The following is a 20,736-nucleotide window of genomic DNA, read 5'->3' on the forward strand; positions in this document are numbered from 1 at the left end:
TTAATCTTTAAATCAAAAAAAATATGGCAACAATTACTGCTGCAGATGTAAATAAATTAAGAACAATCACAGGTGCAGGTATGATGGACTGCAAAAAAGCCTTGGTTGAAGCTGACGGAGATTTCGATTTAGCTATCGAAAATTTACGTAAAAAAGGACAAAAAGTAGCTGCTAACCGTTCTGATAGAGAATCTACAGAAGGTGCTGTTATCGCTGTTGTTAATGACGCTAAAACAGCTGGTGTTGTGATTTCATTAAACTGCGAAACTGACTTCGTAGGTAAAAACGAAGCATTCGTAAAATTAGCGCAAGATTTAGCTGCTTTAGCTTTGAACTTCGATTCTAAAGACGCTTTCTTAGCTGCTGATTTCAACGGAATCACCGTGGCTGAAAAACTAATCGAACAAACAGGAGTGATTGGAGAAAAAATTGAAATCGGTTCTTTTGAAAGATTAGAAGGCCCATTCGTTGGTTCTTACATCCACGCTGGAAACAAAATTGCTACTTTAGTAGCATTATCTGCTAATGTTGCTGGAGCTGAAGAAGCTGCTAGAAACGTAGCAATGCAAGCAGCTGCTATGAACCCAATTGCTTTGAACGAAGCTGGTGTTGATGCTGCAATCATTGAAAAAGAAATTGAAATCGCAAAAGAGCAATTGAGAGCTGAAGGAAAACCAGAAGCGATGTTGGAAAACATCTCTAAAGGAAAAATCCAACGTTTCTACAAAGACAACACTTTAGTAAATCAAGATTACATCAAAGATGGTTCTATGAATGTTGCTGCTTACGTAAAATCAGTGGATGCTAACTTAACTGTTACAGGATTCAAAAGAGCTGCTTTAGGATAATTTAAAGAGAGTTTAATCTATTCCTACAAATCCCATTCCTAACCGAATGGGATTTTTTTATTCCGAAAATTCCAAAATAAAATACTAAATTTGAGAAACTAATCCCGTAGCTTATGTTCAAATCTAAGAAAGATACCGTATTTGTAATCCTAGCAGGGATTTTCATTACCAATGCCGTGGTTGCCGAATTAATTGGCGGGAAGTTGATTCAAATTGGCCCTTTTGTGATGAGTATTGGGATTTTACCTTGGCCAGTGGTGTTTTTAACAACAGACTTAATCAATGAATATTTTGGCGAAAAAGGAGTAAGAAGACTATCTTTTATAACCGCCAGCTTAATTGCCTACGCTTTTTTAGTTTTACTTTTAGCAATAGCCATTCCAGCCGCCAAAGGAATCAGTCCTGTAAATGACGAACAATTTCAAGCTGTTTTTGGGCAAAGTATGTGGATAATCGTAGGGAGTATTATGGCTTTCTTAGTTTCGCAATTAATTGATGTTTCTGTATTTTGGTATTTTAGAAACAAAACGGGCAGCAAGAAAATTTGGCTTAGAACTACTGGTTCTACCGTAATATCACAATTATTTGATTCTTTCATTGTATTGGGAGTTGCGTTTTGGTTGCCTGGGAAAATTAACTTTGAAACTTTTATCGGTTCCGCTTTAACTGGTTATACTTTTAAACTAGGAATAGCCATACTTTTAACACCTCTAATTTATTGGGGACACCGAATTATAAAAAACTATTTAGACAGCGATATACCAGCATAAAATGGACAAAAACAGATGCAAATGGTGCGTAGGCATCCCAATTTACGAAGAATATCATGATCACGAATGGGGCGTTCCTGTATATGACGATCAAAAATTATTTGAATTCTTAATCTTAGAAACATTTCAAGCAGGACTAAGTTGGATCACTATTCTAAAAAAGAGAGAAAACTTTCGCGCCGCATTTGACCAATTTGATTACCAAAAAATAGCGTTATATATAACGAAACAAAAATTCAAGAATTATTACAAGATTCGGGTATTATTCGCAATCAGTTAAAAGTACGATCTGCTGTGGCAAATGCAATTGCTTTCATGAAAGTACAACAAGAGTTTGGCAGCTTTAGTAAGTATATTTGGCAATTCACTGATGGGAAACCGATTATCAATCAACCACAAACGTTAAAAGATATTGCTGCTACTACTCCACTTTCAGATGCCATCAGTAAAGACTTGAAAAAACGTGGGTTCAAATTTGTAGGTTCGACAGTAGTGTATGCTCACATGCAAGCCACAGGAATGGTAGATGATCATGTGGCAGATTGCTGGAAAAGAACAAACTAAAGTACGATATACGATATAAGAGGTAGGATATACGAGGTACAATTTACATGTTGATTTTTGTTATTGAAATTGTGTCTAGCTTTTCAGAATTTCAATAAAATGGTCTCTAGTTATTTCGCGACAACCTAAACTTTCTAGATGCGGATTGTAAATTTGGCAATCCATCAATTTATAATTATTTTCTTCTAGATATCGGGACCAATGAATAAATGCGACTTTAGAAGCATTCGTTACTTTAGAAAACATACTTTCTCCACAGAAAACAGTTCCTAAATCAACTCCATACAAACCACCAACTAGTTGGTCATCTTGCCATACCTCAACGGATTTAGCTACACCCAATTCATTCAGTTTACAATAGGCTTGAATCATCTCATTGGTTATCCAAGTCCCCTGTTGTCCTTCACGCTTTATTTTTTGACAATTGGAAATTACCCCTCTAAAATCGTGATTGAAAGTTACTTTGAATAAATCTCGATTCAGAATGTTTCGCATACTTTTTGAAACTACTAAATCTTCAAAAAACAATACCATTCTGGGATTAGGCGACCACCACAAAATAGGATCTCCTTCTTCAAACCAAGGAAAAATACCGCTCTTGTAGGCCAATACTAATCGCTCAGGAGACAAGTCCCCACCAATAGCCAAAAAACCATCTTCGTTGGCTTTAGAAACAGGCGGAAATACTAAGTCTTTAGTAAGGTAATGCATTTAATAATTAAATTGTTCTAAGACAAATATACTACTAAAAAAAACAGCCATCAATAATGACGGCTGCTCTAATATGAATTTGTAGCATTTTATGAACCACACATTTCGCACTCCTCAGGACCTGCGTTACGCGCTTGCTCAATCATCGCTCTGTACTCTTCGGCAGTCATTTCAACTACTTCATTAACTACTGCAACAGGTTGTTCTTTTACTTCCAATTCTACTACAGTTTCTGGCACTGCTTTTTTATCGTTGTTTACCGTAAACTTAATCGCATCAACTGCTGATTTAGTTCTCAAATAATACATTCCTGTTTTCAAACCTGATTGCCATGCATAGAAATGCATTGAGGTTAATTTAGAATAGTTAGCATCTTGCATAAACAAGTTCAACGATTGTGATTGGTCAATAAAATATCCTCTTTGACGTGACATATCAATAATGTCTTTCATTGACATTTCCCAAACCGTTTTATATAATTCCTTCAAATCTTGTGGAATCACATCAATGTTTTGAACGGATCCATTATGACGCATAATTTCTTGTTTCAATGATTCGTTCCACAAACCACGTTCTACTAAATCGTGCAATAAATGTTTGTTTACAACGATGAATTCTCCAGACAATACACGACGGGTATATAAGTTAGAAGTATACGGTTCAAAAGCTTCGTTATTTCCTAAAATTTGAGAAGTTGAAGCAGTTGGCATTGGAGCAACTAATAACGAGTTTCTTACCCCGTGTTCAACTACTTCTTTTCGTAACGATGCCCAGTCCCAACGACCTGATAATTCCTCATCTTTCATTCCCCAAAGGTTGTGTTGGAATTCTCCTTGAGAAATTGGAGAACCTTTGAAAGTAGAATAAGGACCTTCTTCTTTTGCCATTTCCATGGAAGCAGTTACTGCAGCAAAGTATAATGTTTCAAAGATTTCTTGGTTCAATTTTTTAGCTTCGTCACTTGTAAACGGCATACGTAACATGATAAAAGCATCTGCTAATCCTTGTACTCCAAGACCTACTGGACGATGACGTAAATTAGAATTTTCTGCCTCTTTTACTGGATAGTAATTTCTATCTATTACTTTATTCAAGTTGCGAGTAACTCGTTTAGTAACATCAAACAACAATTGGTGATTGAAGCTTCCGTTCTCCACAAACATTGGTAATGAAATTGAAGCCAAGTTACACACCGCAATTTCATCTTTAGAAGTATATTCTAATATTTCAGTACATAAATTAGACGAACGGATAGTTCCTAAATTCTTTTGGTTCGATTTACGGTTTGCCGCATCTTTATACAACATGTATGGAGTTCCAGTCTCAATTTGAGATTCTAGAATTTTTTCCCACAACTCACGTGCTTTAATGGTTTTTCTACCTTTTCCTTGCGCTTCATACGAAGTATATAACGCTTCGAATTCTTCTCCATATACATCATACAATCCTGGACATTCATTTGGACACATCAAGGTCCAAGTGCTATCTTCTTGTACTCGCTTCATGAACAAATCCGAAGTCCACATGGCAAAGAATAAATCTCTTGCACGCATTTCTTCTTTTCCTGTATTCTTTTTTAAATCCAAGAAATCAAAAATATCAGCATGCCAAGTTTCTAAATAAATAGCAAAACTTCCTTTGCGTTTTCCACCACCCTGATCTACATAACGAGCTGTATCATTAAAAACTCTCAACATAGGAACAATTCCGTTTGACGTTCCGTTAGTTCCACGAATATAAGAACCCGTTGCTCTAACATTATGAATTGATAAACCAATTCCTCCTGCAGATTGTGAAATTTTAGCAGTTTGTTTTAAAGTGTCATAAATTCCATCAATACTATCGTCTTGCATAGACAAAAGGAAACAAGAAGACATCTGAGGTTTTGGAGTCCCTGCATTGAACAAGGTTGGCGTAGCGTGAGTAAAGAATTTTTTTGACATTAAGTCGTACGTTTCTATTACCGAATCCAAGTCATTCAAGTGAATCCCTACAGCTACGCGCATCAACATATGTTGTGGGCGCTCTACAATTTTTCCGTTGATACGCAACAAATACGAACGCTCTAATGTTTTAAATCCAAAATAATCGTAATTAAAATCTCTATTATAAATAATATGCGAATTCAAGAATTCAGCATTCTCCTGAATCACTTTATGAACTTCTTCTGACAATAATGGAGCCGCTTGATTGGTTCTTGGGTTTACATAATGATACATCTCATTCATCGTTTCTGAGAAGGATTTGTTTGTGTTTTTATGTAAATTAGAGATTGCTATTCGGGCTGCTAACTGTGCATAATCTGGATGTGCAACTGTCATTGCAGCTGCGGTTTCGGCAGCAAGATTATCTAATTCAGATGTAGTAACTCCATCATACAATCCTTCAATCACACGCATTGCTACTTTTACAGCATCAACTAAATCATTTAAACCATAACATAGTTTTTTTATTCTATCTGTGATTTTGTCAAACATTACCGGTTCTTTATGACCGTCTCTTTTTACTACATACATAATCTTGTGGTTTTAAGAAACCAAGAAATCCCTTCCTTGATTTCGGGTATTTGTTATTATTTGTTTTGCGCCTTTGCGCGGTAATTTAATACGAGATAACGTCAGATTAGAAATCAGCGTCAAATGTGATTTTCTGCGCCTGAGAATCGGTGTTCCTTACACCCGCTTTTTGATATTCTCCTACACGTTTTTCAAAGAAATTAGTTTTCCCTTGCAATGAAATCATATCCATAAAATCAAATGGATTAGATGCATTATATACTCTATCACAACCTAATTCAACTAACAATCTATCGGTAACAAACTCTAAATATTGTGTCATTAAGCTTGCATTCATTCCAATCAAACTCACAGGAAGCGACTCGGTAATAAATTTTCTTTCAATATCCAAAGCGTTAGTCAAAATCTCTGTAATTCTAGCTTTTGACACTTTATTAATTAAGTGATTGTTATGCAAATGAACCGCAAAATCACAATGCATCCCTTCGTCTCTAGAAATTAGCTCATTTGAAAAAGTTAAACCTGGCATCAATCCACGTTTTTTCAACCAATAAATAGAGCAGAAAGAACCAGAGAAGAAAATACCTTCTACTGCTGCAAAAGCAATTAATCGCTCAGCAAAAGAATCTGATTGAATCCATTTTAATGCCCATTCTGCCTTTTCCTTAATTGCTGGAAAAACCTCAATAGCATGAAATAACTCGTTTTTTTCAGCCTCGTCTTTCACATAAGTATCAATCAATAAAGAATAAGTTTCACTGTGAATATTCTCCATCATTAATTGAAATCCATAGAAAAATTTAGCTTCTGGATATTGTACTTCACTCACAAAATTCTCAGCTAAATTCTCATTTACAATTCCATCTGAAGCAGCAAAAAAAGCTAAAATATGCTTAATAAAATAACGCTCATCATCGTTTAATTTATTATTCCAATCATTCAAATCAGAATGCAAATCAATTTCTTCTGCCGTCCATATACAGGCCTCTTGCTTTTTATACCAATCCCAAATATCAGGGTGTTTAATAGGGAAAATAACAAAACGATCTTTGTTTTCTTGCAAAATTGGTTCAATTGTAGACATAGTTATTTTAGTATTGTGTGTTGAAAAAAAATAAAATTTGGGGTGATTATGGGATTACAAAGATTGTGAAATATTGCGGTTATTAAAAGTCAAACTTATTCACAATCGGCTCTAGTTTTTAACAAAATAGACTATTAAAATATTTTTTGAATTAATTTTTAATTTGCTCAATATCAATTGCTTAAAAAATGTAAAAAAAAGAAAACCCCATAAAATATGGGGTTTTCTAAAATTTTAATTTTTTCAGATTTACAATTTCTTGATGTGCTATTTCCTAAAATCTAAAGCTACTTTTTCGAGTTCTAAATACCAATCCTCTCCAAATTTTCGTATTAATGCATCTTTGACAAATTGATAAACTGGCACTTGCAATTCTTTGCCTAAAGTACAAGCGTCGTCACATATATGCCATTGATCATAGTTAACTGCTGTAAATTCGGTAAAATCTTTTACTCGGATAGGATACAAATGACACGAAACTGGTTTTTTCCAATCTACAACTCCTTCATTATACGCTTGTTCGATACCACATAAAGCAGTGGTACCATCAAAAATAACATAGGCACAATCTTTCCCTTCAATTAATGTAGTTTCAAAATCACCATCTTCTCCTGTTACCCAAGTTCCTTGCGATTCTATGGCTGCAATTCCTTCTGGACGTAAATAAGGTTTTACTTTAGGATAAATTTCTTCCATTATTTTAGTTTCCTCTTCGCTCAGCGGAGCTCCAGCATCACCATCAATACAACAAGTGCCTTTACACGCAGATAAATTACAAACAAACTCTCTCTCGAGTATTTCTTCTGAAACGATGGTTTTTCCTAATTGAAACATTGGATACATATATTGAATAATGAAGTGCAAATGTAATCAAAGGACTTGAAGAATTCAGCTCTTTTTACTTCATTATTCAAATTTATCAAACTAACCATTAATTGACTTAAAAGTGTAACTTTACATCAAAAAAGAACATGTTTGAAATTGATTTTAAAGAAATACTTACCGTTGGGATGGTTTTATTTGCCGTAATTGATATTGTTGGCAGTATTCCAATTATTGTAGATTTGAGAACTAAACACGGCCATATCGAATCTGAAAAAGCTTCTATTGTAGCTGGAATTATTATGATTGTTTTTTTATTTATTGGAGAAGAATTCTTGAAAATAATAGGTATCGATGTACATTCCTTTGCAGTAGCAGGATCCTTTGTCTTATTTTTTATTGCTTTAGAAATGATTTTAGGAATCCGTCTATATAAAGATGAAGAATCTAGCTCTGCCTCAATTGTACCCATAGCTTTTCCTTTAATTGCAGGAGCGGGAACAATGACAACATTGCTGTCTTTACGATCAGAATTTCACACTATTAATATATTAGTCGCTATTCTGTTAAACCTAATGCTTGTTTATATTGTATTAAAACTCTCTTCAAAATTAGAACGCTTGTTAGGCAAGAATGGATTGGGTGTTATTCGTAAAGCATTTGGAGTGGTTCTATTAGCAATAGCTGTTAAATTATTTGCCGCTAATGTTAAAGGTTTGTTTGTCTAAAAGAAATTTTTATACATTTACAGCGATGTTCTTATTACAGTACTATTAAGATTCGTTTTACTTTGTCTTTATTTGTACTAATAACTAAAAATCATCCTATGAAAATTTTTACAACTATATTGATTTTTTTAGCGGCAACTTTAATCGTTTTTAATGTAACCCGCCTCGACTTCAACAATCTTTTACAAGGAGAAAGCATGTATGCTTTAATAGGAGTTGCCGCTTCTTTTTGTGCTGTTTTAATTCTTTTGATTTTTAGAATGTCAAAAGAGATTGAAAAAAGAATGAATGAATAATTCTTTTGACGTACTTATTATAGGTGGCGGAGTTTCTGGAATATCTTGCGCACTACTTTTTGGTTCTGCTAAAAACAAACCTTTCGCATCTGATAAAAAAATTGGAGTTTTTACGCATCAAAAATCATCAGCCTTACAAGAAGCCATTTTCTATAATGCTTATGGAATTCCTTCCGGAAAATTAGGTACTGAGCTATTGTCTGAAGGCAAAAAACAACTCACTGAAAATTACCCACACATTAAGCAAATCCCTGAAGAAAAAGTAATTAGAATTGAAGGTGAATTTCCAGAATTCAGAGTAATTTCAAATAAAAATACTTATTACACTAAAACTATAATTGTAGGGATTGGATCTGCCAATACATTCGATATTGAAGGACTCAAACAGTTTGTAGAACCTCACCAAAAAGCATTAGCTGAAAAAAAACGTATTCAATTGCGTAATACAGACCACAAGGTTACAGAGGGTATTTATGTAATTGGAACTTTAGCTGGATGTAGAAGTCAATTGACTATCGCTGCAGGTAGTGGTGCGTCAGTTGCAACGGACATTCTTACTTTATGGAATGATGGTCTACCAACTCAAATACATGACAGTGTCAAAAAATAATTTTGCTATTCTTCTAAATCTTGGATGTGCTGCACATCAATTCCTGCCTTAATCAGAAATTGAAGTCCCGAATCATCACGATATCCATTATGATATACTACTCGTTTTATACCTGACTGATGGATTAATTTACTGCATTCTTTACAGGGAGAAAGTGTAATATATAAGGTAGCTCCCTCACACGATTGTGTAGAACGAGCGACTTTCAAAATGGCATTCGCTTCGGCATGCAACACATCCCAACGTGTTAATCCTTCTTCGTCTTCACAACAATTCTCAAACCCCGAAGGTGTTCCATTATAACCGTCCGAAATAATCATACGATCTTTGACAATAATAGCACCCACTTGTTTGCGTTTACAATATGACAAAAGACTCCACTCCTTTGCAATTCGCAAATAAGCCTTATCGTATTTATTTAATTTTTTTTCTTCCATTTTAGTATTGATTCCAAATTTCATTTTCTAAAATCATTGGCAAAACTACTCCTACTACAAAAGCAGAACCAACCAAAATCCAATCTCTTTTAGACAATTTAAAGAAAGTTTGCATACTGTATGCAAGAAGTAAAACAACCAGCACTACAGCTATTTGGGCCGCTTCAATCCCTAAAGCAAACTCCAACAAAGGTACTAATTTAGAATTTGTAGCACCTCCTAATATCGTTTTAAAATAATTTGAAAATCCCAATCCGTGAATTACTCCAAAAAAAAGAGTGATCAGGAACACCAAATTGACACTTTCTTTTCTATTGGTTTTTCGAATGGTAACCAAATTAAAAAGTGCCGTAATTAAAATAGTTATTGGAATTAGAAACTCAACTATATTCACTTTAAAAGTCATAATCTCATACACCGAAAGCAACAAAGCCGTAGTGTGTCCCAAAGTAAAAAAAGTAACCGAAAGCAAGATTCTTTTCCAATCTTTAACCGTAAACGGAATTACTAAAGCTGTTAAAAACAACACATGATCATAGGCATGAACGTCTAAAACGTGATGAAGCCCTATTTGAAAATATACCCAAAACTCTGACATTAGCTTGAAATTAATTAGAAAATGTAAACTTACAATTAATTTTGAGAAGAAAATCACGCTTTAAATCAATCCACTTCCATGCGTCAAAAATATCCATAAAAATTAAAATGTATTAAGAAAAATTGTACCTTTATAGTAATTATAAACTTAATGTATTATGTCATTTTCAGATTTATTTGATAGCGAATTTAAAACCAGAAATAAAGGTCATTTTTCAGCCATTGTTCGCGTGGCACTTGCCGATGGAAAATCATCTCCAGAAGAAAAAGCATTTTTAGACAAACTAGCTACAAATCTTGAGATTTCGGCTGCTGAGTACGAAGAAATACTAGCCAATCCATTAAAATATCCAATCAACCCACCTTATTTATATAATGATAGATTGGAACGTTTGTTTGATTTAGGACGAATGGTGCACATTGATCATCATTTAGGTGACAAACAAGAAAAATTGTTAGAAAAATTCGGAATCGCTTTGGGGTTTACTCCTGGAAATGTGGGCTACATTGTAAACAAAGCATTATCCTTAATAGATAAGAAAGTAGATTTAGATACATTCATTTATGAAATGAAAAACATGCATAAATAATTTTTAGTCCCTACATTATTCACGAAAAAAACTCCTTAGTTACCTGAGGAGTTTTTTGTTCTCTTTTTTCAGCCGAAGTAACAAAACTATTATTTTTTGTGAAAATGATGCGATTTTTATTTTCTAGGCAGCTATCCTTGTATATTTGCTAGCAAATCGAACAAAATCAGTTATAAAAATTAGTATTTTTATTGATTTAACCTTTAATAGTAAGAATTTATGAATATTCGAAAAGGAAACCCTGAGGACATGAAAGGAGTTTTGGCTCTAATTCAGGAATTAGCTGATTTCGAAAAAGAACCCGATGCCGTTGTTATAACCGAGGACGATTTGATTAGAGATGGTTTTGGTACACACCCCTTATTCCATGTTTTTGTTGCAGAAGTAGCCAATGAAATTGTTGGGATTGCACTGTATTACTATCGATATTCAACTTGGAAAGGAAAAACCATTCATCTTGAGGATTTAGTTGTTAAACAAAATATGCGAGGAACAGGCTTAGGATTTGCCTTGTATTCAGAAGTGATTAAACAAGGAAAAAAAGATAAGGTAAGACGCATTGAATGGGCTGTTCTAGATTGGAACACTCCTGCAATTGAATTTTACAAAAATTCAGGTGCTAAAGTGTTTGACGATTGGAGAGTGGCTCAAATGGATGAAGAGGGTATTCACTATTTTCTTGAAAACAAACTAAAATAAATTACAGCATTATTATATGAAAATATTCAAATTTGGAGGCGCCTCAGTAAAAGATGCCGATGGAATTAAAAATGTATATGACGTTTTACAAAAAGCAGGTTACGAAGATGTATTATTAGTGGTTTCTGCCATGGGCAAAACAACAAATGCATTAGAAGTAGTAATCAAAAATTATTTTGACAAATCGGCAGAACTTAGTGCTTCGGTACAAGAGATTAAAAAATACCACAATCAAATCTTATTGGATTTATTTGAAGATGATAACCATCCTGTATTTGCATCTGTAAACGAACAATTTTCAGATTTAGAGTACTTTTTAGCACACAATAAATCCCCAAATTACAACTTTGTTTACGATCAAATTGTGAGTTATGGCGAATTAATTTCGACTAATATTTTAAGCCATTTCATGAATTTCATGAACATCAAAACACAATGGTTAGACGTTCGTAATTTTGTCAAAACCAATGCTAATTACAGAGATGCAGAAGTTGACTGGGATTTAACTCAAAAAAATATTGCTAAAAATGTTGCTCCAAAAATCTTAAACATCACACAAGGGTTTTTAGGATCTGATGAAAATAATTTCACCACTACTTTAGGTCGTGAAGGTTCTGATTATACTGCAGCCATCTTTGCTTACTGCTTGAATGCTGAAAGTGTGACCATTTGGAAAGACGTTCCTGGGGTGATGAATGCAGACCCTCGTTACTTCGAAAACGCAAGTTTGTTAAATCAGATTTCGTATCGCGAAGCTATTGAATTGGCTTTTTATGGCGCATCAGTAATTCATCCAAAAACATTACAACCATTACAAAAGAAAGAAATTCCTTTGTATGTAAAATCTTTCATCAACCCTCTTTTAAAAGGGACAAGTGTTTCAAAAGGGGTTGATTTAGAACCCTATTTACCTTGTTTTATCGTTAAAAGAAACCAACTATTAATATCACTTTCTTCCATAGATTTCTCTTTTATTATGGAAGAAAACATCAGTGAAATTTTTGGTTTATTCCACGAATACAAAATCAAAGTGAACTTGATTCAAAATTCGGCTATTAGTTTTTCTGTTTGTGTAGAAGATAAGTTTGACAACTTCAAAGAATTAAACGCTATTTTATCTAAAAAATTCAAAGTGGATTCTGAAGAAAATGTTACATTATATACTATTCGTCATTTCAATGATGAGGCAGCACAAACTGTTGAAAAGGATAAAACCGTTTTGCTTAAACAAGTAAGTCGTGAAACAATGCAAATTGTAACTAAAGAATGAATCGAATTTCTTTTATAACAAAAAAGCACCAGTAAATGGTGCTTTTTTTCTAATAGCGGTATAAAACCGCCTTGATTTCATCATAAGATTCCGAAAGTATTACAACAAAAGGGCTGCTTTTTTGAGCTGCTTTTTCTTGTAATCTTCTCTTTTTCATTGCGGTTAAATCATGTTCTGAAAGACCTTTTATTCTGCCTAAAAAAACAGTAATTGTTTCTCCTTTTGTCAATCCCATAACTTGAGATTCTTTGAGAAAAACAACGTCTCGAAAATCTTTCTTGTCTTTTATATCAATTTTTGAAGAAACTATTTGGCTGACTCCAGTTTTAGTATCAATTACACTGTTCACAGCGTATTTACTGATTTTATTTTCTTCCAAAGAATTAGGAAAATAAAAAGAAATAACATCTTGTTGTAACTTGTTATAATTAACCCCTATTCTTTCTCCATTATGCTTCACTATTTCATGAGTTTGAGAAAATAACGGAAGAAAAAATAAAATAGTTATAATTGTAATACATCCTTTTCTCATTTTTTTTAAAATTTTAATTGGTACACATTGTCTAAATCTTTTTCAGAACTAATATTCACATCCAAATCTGTAACAAATCCAGAATTCAATCCATATACCCAGCCATGTAAGGTTAATTCTTGACCGTTCCTCCATGCTGATTGTACTATAGAAGTTTTGGCTAAATCAAATACCTGTTCTTTTACATTTAATTCAACAAACTTATTGAATCGCTCATCTTCATCAATAATTGAATTTAAATATTTATCATGTAACCGATAAACATCTTTAATATGACGAATCCAATTATCAATAATTCCAATAGAATCATTACCTAATGCCGCTTTAATCCCTCCACAGCCATAATGACCGCAAACCAACACGTGTTTTACTTTCAATACATTTACCGCATAGTCTAAAACACTTAACATATTCATATCCGAATGAATGACCATGTTGGCAATATTTCTATGTACAAATACTTCCCCTGGTTTTGCCCCAATAATTTCATTAGCAGGAACTCTGCTATCAGAGCATCCAATCCATAATAATGGAGGTGTCTGTCCTTTGGCTAAATCTTGAAAATAATTAGGGTCACTTTCTAATGAAGTTTCTACCCATTTTTTATTATTAGCTAATATTTTTTTATAAAAATCTGTCATTGGATTGTTAATTTTATTTTATACATGAACTAAACATCAAAATGCTTAACTTCTTTCTTTACCATCTCTCTTTTCATAGCGTCATAGTAATGTTCAATTGTAACGTGATTATCTTCACTATTTTCTAATTGATAGGCTTTCTTGAACCCTTTTAGTTTTACCTTTATATGTGCTTCTTTAGCTCTAATTGTTTTAAATTCATGAATTAAATCTAAAATATCATGAGCAATATAAATAGTGTCTTTAGCATCAATAATAACTTTAGAATTTTCAGGAATTGAATTTAAAGTTTCTTTTATTGCTGCTTTATTAAGAAAAGATACCTCTTGTGCTAAATCAATATGTATTACATCTCCATCAGCATATTCTTCTTTTCTAAAAACATAAGCTCTTTTCAAATTTCCTTTTAATATGAAAATCACGCTAATTATCATCCCTAAAGCTACTCCTTTCAATAAATCCGTAAAAACTACTGCTACTAAGGTGGCTATAAATGGTACAAACTGGTATTTCCCTTTATGCCAAAAATGAATAAAAGTGGCAGGTTTAGCTAATTTATAACCTACCAAAAGTAACACTGCGGCTAAAGTAGCTAGTGGTATTTTATTTAAAAGCATTGGAACAGTCAATACGCTGATTAACAACAAAACTCCATGTATGATTGCAGACATCTTTGATTTAGCCCCAGCATTATTATTTGCTGATGAACGAACTACAACTGAAGTCATTGGGAGACCTCCTAGAAGTGAACTGACAATATTTCCAATTCCTTGTGCCTTTAATTCAACATTGGTATTTGTGTATCTTTTTTGAATATCCATGCGATCGGCCGCTTCGATACACAACAACGTTTCTATTGAAGCTACAATTGCAATTGTCACACCTACTACCCAAATTTTTGGATTTAGAAACCCTGATAAATTAGGGGTTACAATGATATTTTTCAATTCTTCTATAGAATTAGGAACCGGCAAAGAAACCAAATGATTTTTTGATATAGCTAAAGAACTCCCTGTATTGATAAAGATTTGATTTAGAATAATCCCAATAATAACAGCTACTAAAGCGCCTGGGATTAATTTCATTTTTTTTAGAAAGGAAACTTTATCCCATGCAATCAGAATAATCAAAGAGGTTAGCGTGATCAGAATTGCTCCCAACTGGACATAATTCAATACATTGAATAGGGATGACAAAGTATTACCACCATCTGACTGGATAAAAGACTGATCTCCTTCAAAATCAGCATCAAAACCTACTGCATGAGGTAATTGTTTCATAATGATTATGATTCCTATACCTGCTAACATTCCTTCAATCACATTGGTTGGAAAATAGTTAGAAATACTACCCGCTTTTATAAAACCAAGAACCAATTGAATTACTCCTGCTATTAATACTGCTGAAAGAAACACATCAAACGAACCTAAATCAGTAATTGCAGTTAAAACGATTGCCGTCAATCCTGCTGCAGGACCCGAAACACTTATGTGAGATTGGCTTAAATAACCAACTACTATTCCTCCTATTACTCCCGAAATTATTCCTGAAAAAAGTGGTGCCCCCGAAGCCATTGCAATTCCTAAACACAAAGGAAGCGCCACCAAAAAAACCACTAAACCGGAAGCAAAATCTGATTTAAGGTTGGCAAAAAGATTGATTTTTTTTGTCATATTTGTATCGAACTAAATTGTAAATAAATATTCTTCACGTTTAAAAACGCAAAGAGAAGTTTAAAATGACTCCATTTTAAACAAAAAATACTAAATTAGTTCTGGAGGAGGTATGAATATGCCCAGTGAAACATCATCATGTTTCACTGAGTTTGCCGTCAAAATAATTTTGGACTTCAGATTGGACATGTTAACTCTATAGTACAACTGATCAAAATTAAATACGATTTTAATGTCTTTGTGAATTTGTTCTTCTTCTGAAAAACTATAAATAACAGAAACATCTGCATCATTTTCAATTACACTTACCACTGTGGGTGTAATAAGAAATGTGACAAATATAAAGAGTAATATTCCTGCTATTTTTTTCATTAAAGCAAAAATAAAATTAATCTTGACTTTAAAGAATTATTTTAAATAAAATTAACATACTCAAAAATATCATCGTAATTTATATTTATTAGCTCTATCTACTGTAAAAGAAAATTCAGAGCCAACACCAAATTCACTTTCAACATAGATTTTTTGTTTGTGTGCTTCAACAATATGCTTTACAATTGATAAGCCTAACCCAGAACCTCCTTCCGATCGAGAACCACTTTTATTGACTCTATAAAAACGCTCAAAAAGTCTTGGGATGTTTTGCTGCTCAATTCCTTCTCCATTATCAGCAACTCGAACTAAAATTTTTTTACTTGTAAATCCAGTAACTGAAATTTCTGTTTCTCCATTATCTCTACCGTATTTTATAGAATTTACAACTAAATTAATAATTACTTGTTGTAATTTATCTTTATCGGCAGCTACCCATACCGATTTATTATTATGCTCTAATACAAGTTTTATATTTTTCTTTGACGCCTTCATTTCAAGCATATCAATAACACTCTGTATTAAAACTACTATATCAAATTCCGAAATTTGTAAATGTAATTCTCCAGATTCTAATTTACTTATCATATCCAAATCTTCAACGATATAGATAAGCCGTTCAACCCCTTTTTCAGCTCGTTCTAAATACTTTTTTAAAATATTTTTATCTTCTAATGCACCATCTGTTAGAGTTGATAAATAGCCTTGAACCGTAAATAAAGGCGTTTTTAATTCGTGTGAAACATTTCCTAAAAATTCTCTTCTATACTGTTCTCGAACTTGGAGCATCTCAATTTCTAATTTCTTATCCGAAGCAAATTTCTTTACTTTTCTTGATAAGGTTTCCATGTCTGTTGGTATAGGCTGATTTACCATTGATGAAGACTCTAATAATGCCACATCATCATATATTTTCTTTATTCGACTGTAAATAAACCTTTCTATCCTGTATTGTAAAACAAGAAAAGAAAAAACAAATAGAGATGTAAAGAAAATTGCCCCATATAATAATACTAAGTTTTTATCTTGCTTTAAAAAAAACCGCAATGAAATCATTCCAAACAGAGAAGCAAACAGACTAATTAAGAATGACGATTTGATTGCAAAACGATAATTTCTCTTAAAACTTTTTTTCTTTAACATACTCTTTTAAATAAAAACAACGCAATAATTATTGCGTTGTTAAATTACATTTTTTTTACTAGAATTAAACTTCTAATTTATAACCTACTCCTTTTATCGTTTTAATGTATTCTTCGCCTATTTTTTCACGTAATTTTCTAATGTGAACATCTATTGTTCTTCCTCCAACTATTACATCATTACCCCAGATTTTATCTAAAATTTCTTCTCTTTTAAATACTTTCCCTGGTTTAGATGCAATTAAGTAGAACAATTCAAATTCTTTTCTTGGTAATGATATTTCAACACCGTCTTTAATAATGATATATTCTTCGCGATTGATTTCAATGCCACCTACACTTAAGGTTCCTACATTTTTTTGTTGCTCATTAAATCGTCTCAGCAAAGCATTAATTTTGCTTACTAATAATTTTGGTTTAATTGGTTTACTAATATAATCATCCGCACCAGCATCAAAACCCGCTACTTGGGTATAATCTTCATTTCTTGCAGTTAAAAAGGTAATGATCACATTTGCTAATTCTGGAATTTTACGAATGTTCTCACAAGCTTCTATTCCGTCCATTTCTGGCATCATTACATCCATGATAATTAAATCAGGTATTTCTAATCTAGCCTTTTCAATAGCTTCTTTACCATTGGTTGCTGTAATAATAGTATAGCCCTCTTGGGATAAATTATATCCAACTATTTCTAAAATATCAGGCTCATCATCCACCAATAAAATTCTAGCTCTATTCTTTGCCATATTGAATTTATTTAATTCTATTTTAAGTTGATGTAAATATATAGATAAATTAAACACGTAAATTCAAGTTAACCTAAATTTAATCTAGTAACAATTTGGTAATATTAAGATATCGAAAATATAACAAAGTGATAACTTCAAAACAACATTGCTGCGGTTAATTTGCAAAAAATTAAACTTATTAAAATGAAATTAAAATTTGTATTAATTACATTATTCATTTGTGCAATTGGAATAGCACAAAACAAAGGTACAGTCTCAGGTACTTTATTTGACAAAGAATCTAAAAACCAACCCCTTCCTTTTGCCAATGTGGTAATAAAAGGAACTTCGATTGGTGTTAACACTGACATTGATGGAAAATATTCTATCAATCTTCCTGCAGGAAACTATATTATTCAATTCAGTTTTGTTGGATATGAAAACGTTGAAACGCCTGTAACAATAAAAGCTAATGAAACCATTGTAATCAATAAAACTCTAGGCTCTGGAAGCTACACTTTGAAAGATGTTGTGGTAAAGGCTAGTGGAAATAGAGAAAAAGAAACCGTATTGCTTTATGACCAAAAAAAAGCAGTTGTTATCAAGCAAAGTATTGGCGCTCAAGAAATGGCACGTAAAGGTGTAAGTGATGTTGAAGAAGGATTAACTAAAGTTACTGGTATTACTAAAGTGGATGGTAGAGGTCTTTTTGTAAGAGGACTTGAAGACAGATACAATAATTTATTGATTAACGACCTAGCAGTTCCATCAAACAACCCATTTAAAAAAATCATTCCATTGGATATTTTTCCTACTGATATTGTAAGTGTAATTGATACTTACAAAACTTTCAACACTAACATTTATGGTGATTTCGCTGGGGGAACTTTCAATATTGCAACTTCAAAAGGAACAAAAAGCCAATCTAAAATTAATTTTGGTATTGGATATACTTCAAATAATAACTTAAGAAAATTCTTGACATCAAAAGATGCTACTTCAACTGCAGATTTCTTTGGTTTCTCAGGAACAGAAAGAGATTTTCCTGCTATTTTTGGAAATGTCCCAAGCAATCGTGTTTTAACAGCTTCTGAAGCATCTACACAATTTGGATCTGGATTTGATGTTAAACAAACCAACTCTCCACTAAACACAAGTTTTGGAATTTTAAATTCAGAAAAATTCTCAGTTGGAAAAAATGGTAATTCATTACAATATCTTGTTTCTTTTAATTTTGACAACAAATTCCAATATAGAGAAGGTGCAGATCGTTTTTTTAATGCTGCACAAGGAAATTATGACAATGATTTGTTCAATAAACAATACAAATACATTACAAATTCTTCTGCTTTAGTCTCTTTAAACTTCAAATCAGATCGATTGAATTTAACTTCAAACACTTTCTATTTGAAATCAACAGAGAACATGATTCAAGATCAAATAGGTTACACAAACTCAGCTACAATTAACAACAATGGTTTTATTAGGATGAATCAATTAACACAATCTGATTTCTTAAACACACAATTATTAGGTAGCTATAAAGTTTCAAAAGACGATAGAAAGAATATTAAAGCTGGTATTTCATTTACTAAAACAGGTTTTCAATTACCCGATAGAAAATCGTTCAAAGGAGTATTGCTTGATGACAATACAACAGCAATTAGTTACTCTGGAAACAGTTTGTACAGACAAACAATGGATGTTGATGGTAAATTCCATGTATCTGGAATGATGGAATATACATGGAATTTTGGAAAAAAAGAACTTAAAGAAGCTCACAAATTGACCATTGGGTACAATTCGTATATCAACAGAATGGACTCAAAATTTAGATTTTTAGTTTCTGAAAGAGTGGGTTCAAATGCAGTTTCTTTCAACACAAACAGTCCAGACGCTACATTAACAAATGAAATTACAAATGGCAATTTTACCTACAGAGAAGGGACGAATTCAACATACAAAGCTAAATTATTAGAATATTTAAATGCCGGGTATACTGATGTAGCTTTAAAATTTAGTGATGTTTATGAAATGAACTTTGGAATTAGATTTGAACAAAGCTTGAGACTAACTAAATATAGAAATCCAGGTTCATTTAATGATCCATATCAAAAAAAATCAGTTGATAATTTAGATATTCTTCCATCATTAAATATGAAATACAAGTTTAATGATATGTCAAATTTGAGATTTGCAGCTTCAAAAACAATCACTAGACCTGTAATCATGGAAGCTTATCCACTTGAATTTGTGAACTTAGATGGTACTATTGAAAATGGTAATCCAAACATTATTAATAGTAACAATTACAACTTCGATTTAAAATATGAAATTTTCCCAACTGCAAAAGAATTAGTAGCTATAACTGCATTTTCAAAACTAATTCAAAATCCAATCGAAAGATTATTTACGCAATCAGCAGGGAGTGGAGGCCAAATCATCACCTATGACAACTCTAAAAAAGCATTATTAGTTGGGGCAGAGTTAGAATTGCTTCTGCAATTAGATAGAATATCTGATACTTTTAAAAATTTATCATTCGGATTTAACACTTCATTAATGTACTCTAAAGTAACAATAAATAAAAGTAATACTACTGAAACGAATCCTAACAGAAGACTGCAAGGAGCCTCACCTTGGTTAGTGAACGCAGACTTAAAATACGATTTTGATTTTTCAAGTAATTGGAACAACAGTGTTTCTTTAGTATATAATGTTTATGGTAAAAGAATTTTCGCAGTTGGAACAAATGGTTTAGATCATTATTACGAGCAGCCTTTTAATAAACTAGACCTAATATGGAGTAACAAAATTGGAAAAAAATGGGATGCAAAATTTTCAGTTGATAATATTTTAAATCCAAAATACAGTATCAAATTAGGAGAGAAAAGCAAATTGCCTATCACGGAGTCAGATTTAACAATTAAAGATTTTACACGAGGTGTTGGTTTTTCATTAAATGTTGCCTATACTTTCTAATACGAATTAACATTAAGAAAACATTTAGATTTAATTTTAACAACATTTTAATAACAATTTATACAACTAGAAAAATACCATTAAATGTACTTTTGAATTGTTAAAAAAATTTAAAAATTAA

General features: G+C 32.4%; 21 protein-coding genes and 1 pseudogene. 10 read left to right on the forward strand and 12 right to left on the reverse strand.

The window, feature by feature from the left end; genetic code table 11:
* Window positions 1–23: 23 nt before the first annotated feature.
* The 3 genes and pseudogenes from tsf to MG292_RS01600 all read left to right on the forward strand — a co-directional run bounded on the left by tsf (window position 24) and on the right by MG292_RS01600 (window position 2,182).
* The gene (tsf, locus tag MG292_RS01590) at window positions 24–848 is read left to right on the forward strand and encodes a translation elongation factor Ts (RefSeq protein ID WP_264534440.1); all 825 of its coding nucleotides are present in this window, start codon (window positions 24–26) and stop codon (window positions 846–848) included.
* 113 nt (window positions 849–961) lie between these two features.
* Window positions 962–1,618, forward strand: coding sequence for a queuosine precursor transporter (locus MG292_RS01595; protein ID WP_264534439.1), 657 nt, complete (start codon window positions 962–964; stop codon window positions 1,616–1,618).
* Window position 1,619: 1 nt separating this feature from the next.
* Window positions 1,620–2,182 (forward strand): annotated as a pseudogene (locus tag MG292_RS01600) (DNA-3-methyladenine glycosylase I).
* Window positions 2,183–2,257: 75 nt separating this feature from the next.
* Here the strand turns inward: MG292_RS01600 and aat are convergent.
* The 4 genes from aat to MG292_RS01620 form a co-directional block, all read right to left on the reverse strand.
* Window positions 2,258–2,893 carry a leucyl/phenylalanyl-tRNA--protein transferase gene (gene aat, locus MG292_RS01605; protein WP_264534437.1) on the reverse strand — a complete coding sequence of 212 codons (636 nt, stop codon included), beginning with the start codon at window positions 2,891–2,893 and terminating at the stop codon, window positions 2,258–2,260.
* An 89-nt stretch (window positions 2,894–2,982) separates the two neighbouring features.
* Entirely contained in the window at window positions 2,983–5,409 is a 2,427-nt protein-coding gene (locus MG292_RS01610) for a ribonucleoside-diphosphate reductase subunit alpha (RefSeq protein WP_264534436.1), read from the reverse strand.
* 106 nt (window positions 5,410–5,515) lie between these two features.
* A complete protein-coding gene (locus MG292_RS01615; protein WP_264534435.1) occupies window positions 5,516–6,493 on the reverse strand; it encodes a ribonucleotide-diphosphate reductase subunit beta in 978 nt (325 codons plus the stop codon).
* A 267-nt stretch (window positions 6,494–6,760) separates the two neighbouring features.
* A complete protein-coding gene (locus MG292_RS01620; protein WP_264534434.1) occupies window positions 6,761–7,327 on the reverse strand; it encodes a DUF3109 family protein in 567 nt (188 codons plus the stop codon).
* 137 nt (window positions 7,328–7,464) lie between these two features.
* Between MG292_RS01620 and MG292_RS01625 the strand changes: the two genes are divergently transcribed.
* The 3 genes from MG292_RS01625 (at window position 7,465) to MG292_RS01635 (ending at window position 8,949) form a co-directional block, all read left to right on the forward strand.
* Window positions 7,465–8,043: a MarC family protein gene (locus tag MG292_RS01625; RefSeq protein ID WP_264534433.1), complete on the forward strand. Its 579-nt coding sequence runs from the start codon at window positions 7,465–7,467 to the stop codon at window positions 8,041–8,043.
* Between the two features lie 98 nt (window positions 8,044–8,141).
* Window positions 8,142–8,339: a hypothetical protein gene (locus tag MG292_RS01630; RefSeq protein ID WP_264534432.1), complete on the forward strand. Its 198-nt coding sequence runs from the start codon at window positions 8,142–8,144 to the stop codon at window positions 8,337–8,339.
* Window positions 8,332–8,949, forward strand: coding sequence for an FAD-dependent oxidoreductase (locus MG292_RS01635; protein WP_264534431.1), 618 nt, complete (start codon window positions 8,332–8,334; stop codon window positions 8,947–8,949). Before MG292_RS01630 ends, MG292_RS01635 begins: the two co-directional genes overlap by 8 nt.
* 5 nt (window positions 8,950–8,954) lie before the next feature.
* On the opposite strand, the gene MG292_RS01640 is transcribed toward MG292_RS01635, so the two are convergent.
* Together MG292_RS01640 and MG292_RS01645 are read right to left on the reverse strand one after the other, a co-directional pair.
* Window positions 8,955–9,386 (reverse strand): deoxycytidylate deaminase, encoded by a 432-nt coding sequence (locus MG292_RS01640; protein WP_264534576.1) that lies wholly within the window; start codon window positions 9,384–9,386, stop codon window positions 8,955–8,957.
* A gap of 1 nt (window position 9,387) precedes the next feature.
* Window positions 9,388–9,984: a HupE/UreJ family protein gene (locus tag MG292_RS01645; protein WP_264534430.1), complete on the reverse strand. Its 597-nt coding sequence runs from the start codon at window positions 9,982–9,984 to the stop codon at window positions 9,388–9,390.
* Window positions 9,985–10,141: 157 nt separating this feature from the next.
* On the opposite strand from MG292_RS01645, the gene MG292_RS01650 reads away from it, so the two are divergent.
* From MG292_RS01650 to MG292_RS01660, 3 genes are all read left to right on the forward strand, one after another.
* Complete coding sequence (locus MG292_RS01650; protein WP_264534429.1) at window positions 10,142–10,573, forward strand: tellurite resistance TerB family protein; 432 nt, start codon at window positions 10,142–10,144, stop codon at window positions 10,571–10,573.
* A gap of 219 nt (window positions 10,574–10,792) precedes the next feature.
* Window positions 10,793–11,272 (forward strand): GNAT family N-acetyltransferase, encoded by a 480-nt coding sequence (locus MG292_RS01655; RefSeq protein ID WP_264534428.1) that lies wholly within the window; start codon window positions 10,793–10,795, stop codon window positions 11,270–11,272.
* 16 nt (window positions 11,273–11,288) lie between these two features.
* Window positions 11,289–12,542, forward strand: coding sequence for an aspartate kinase (locus tag MG292_RS01660; protein WP_264534427.1), 1,254 nt, complete (start codon window positions 11,289–11,291; stop codon window positions 12,540–12,542).
* A 49-nt stretch (window positions 12,543–12,591) separates the two neighbouring features.
* Here MG292_RS01660 and MG292_RS01665 read toward each other — a convergent pair whose 3' ends face one another.
* From MG292_RS01665 to MG292_RS01690, 6 genes are all read right to left on the reverse strand, one after another.
* Window positions 12,592–13,074, reverse strand: a complete 483-nt coding sequence (locus MG292_RS01665; protein ID WP_264534426.1) for a hypothetical protein — start codon at window positions 13,072–13,074, stop codon at window positions 12,592–12,594.
* A 5-nt stretch (window positions 13,075–13,079) separates the two neighbouring features.
* Window positions 13,080–13,715 (reverse strand): carbonate dehydratase, encoded by a 636-nt coding sequence (can, locus tag MG292_RS01670; RefSeq protein ID WP_264534425.1) that lies wholly within the window; start codon window positions 13,713–13,715, stop codon window positions 13,080–13,082.
* Window positions 13,716–13,744: 29 nt separating this feature from the next.
* A complete protein-coding gene (locus tag MG292_RS01675; protein ID WP_264534424.1) occupies window positions 13,745–15,388 on the reverse strand; it encodes a SulP family inorganic anion transporter in 1,644 nt (547 codons plus the stop codon).
* A 90-nt stretch (window positions 15,389–15,478) separates the two neighbouring features.
* The gene (locus MG292_RS01680) at window positions 15,479–15,760 is read right to left on the reverse strand and encodes a hypothetical protein (protein WP_264534423.1); all 282 of its coding nucleotides are present in this window, start codon (window positions 15,758–15,760) and stop codon (window positions 15,479–15,481) included.
* A gap of 69 nt (window positions 15,761–15,829) precedes the next feature.
* On the reverse strand, window positions 15,830–16,903 hold the full coding sequence (locus tag MG292_RS01685; protein ID WP_264534422.1) for a sensor histidine kinase: 1,074 nt from the start codon (window positions 16,901–16,903) through the stop codon (window positions 15,830–15,832).
* A gap of 64 nt (window positions 16,904–16,967) precedes the next feature.
* Entirely contained in the window at window positions 16,968–17,651 is a 684-nt protein-coding gene (locus MG292_RS01690; protein ID WP_264534421.1) for a response regulator transcription factor, read from the reverse strand.
* 186 nt (window positions 17,652–17,837) lie between these two features.
* On the opposite strand from MG292_RS01690, the gene MG292_RS01695 reads away from it, so the two are divergent.
* Window positions 17,838–20,615 (forward strand): TonB-dependent receptor, encoded by a 2,778-nt coding sequence (locus MG292_RS01695; RefSeq protein ID WP_264534420.1) that lies wholly within the window; start codon window positions 17,838–17,840, stop codon window positions 20,613–20,615.
* The last annotated feature ends 121 nt before the right edge of the window (window positions 20,616–20,736 follow it).

This window comes from Flavobacterium keumense, assembly GCF_029866485.1.
GTDB classification, from domain to species: domain Bacteria; phylum Bacteroidota; class Bacteroidia; order Flavobacteriales; family Flavobacteriaceae; genus Flavobacterium; species Flavobacterium keumense.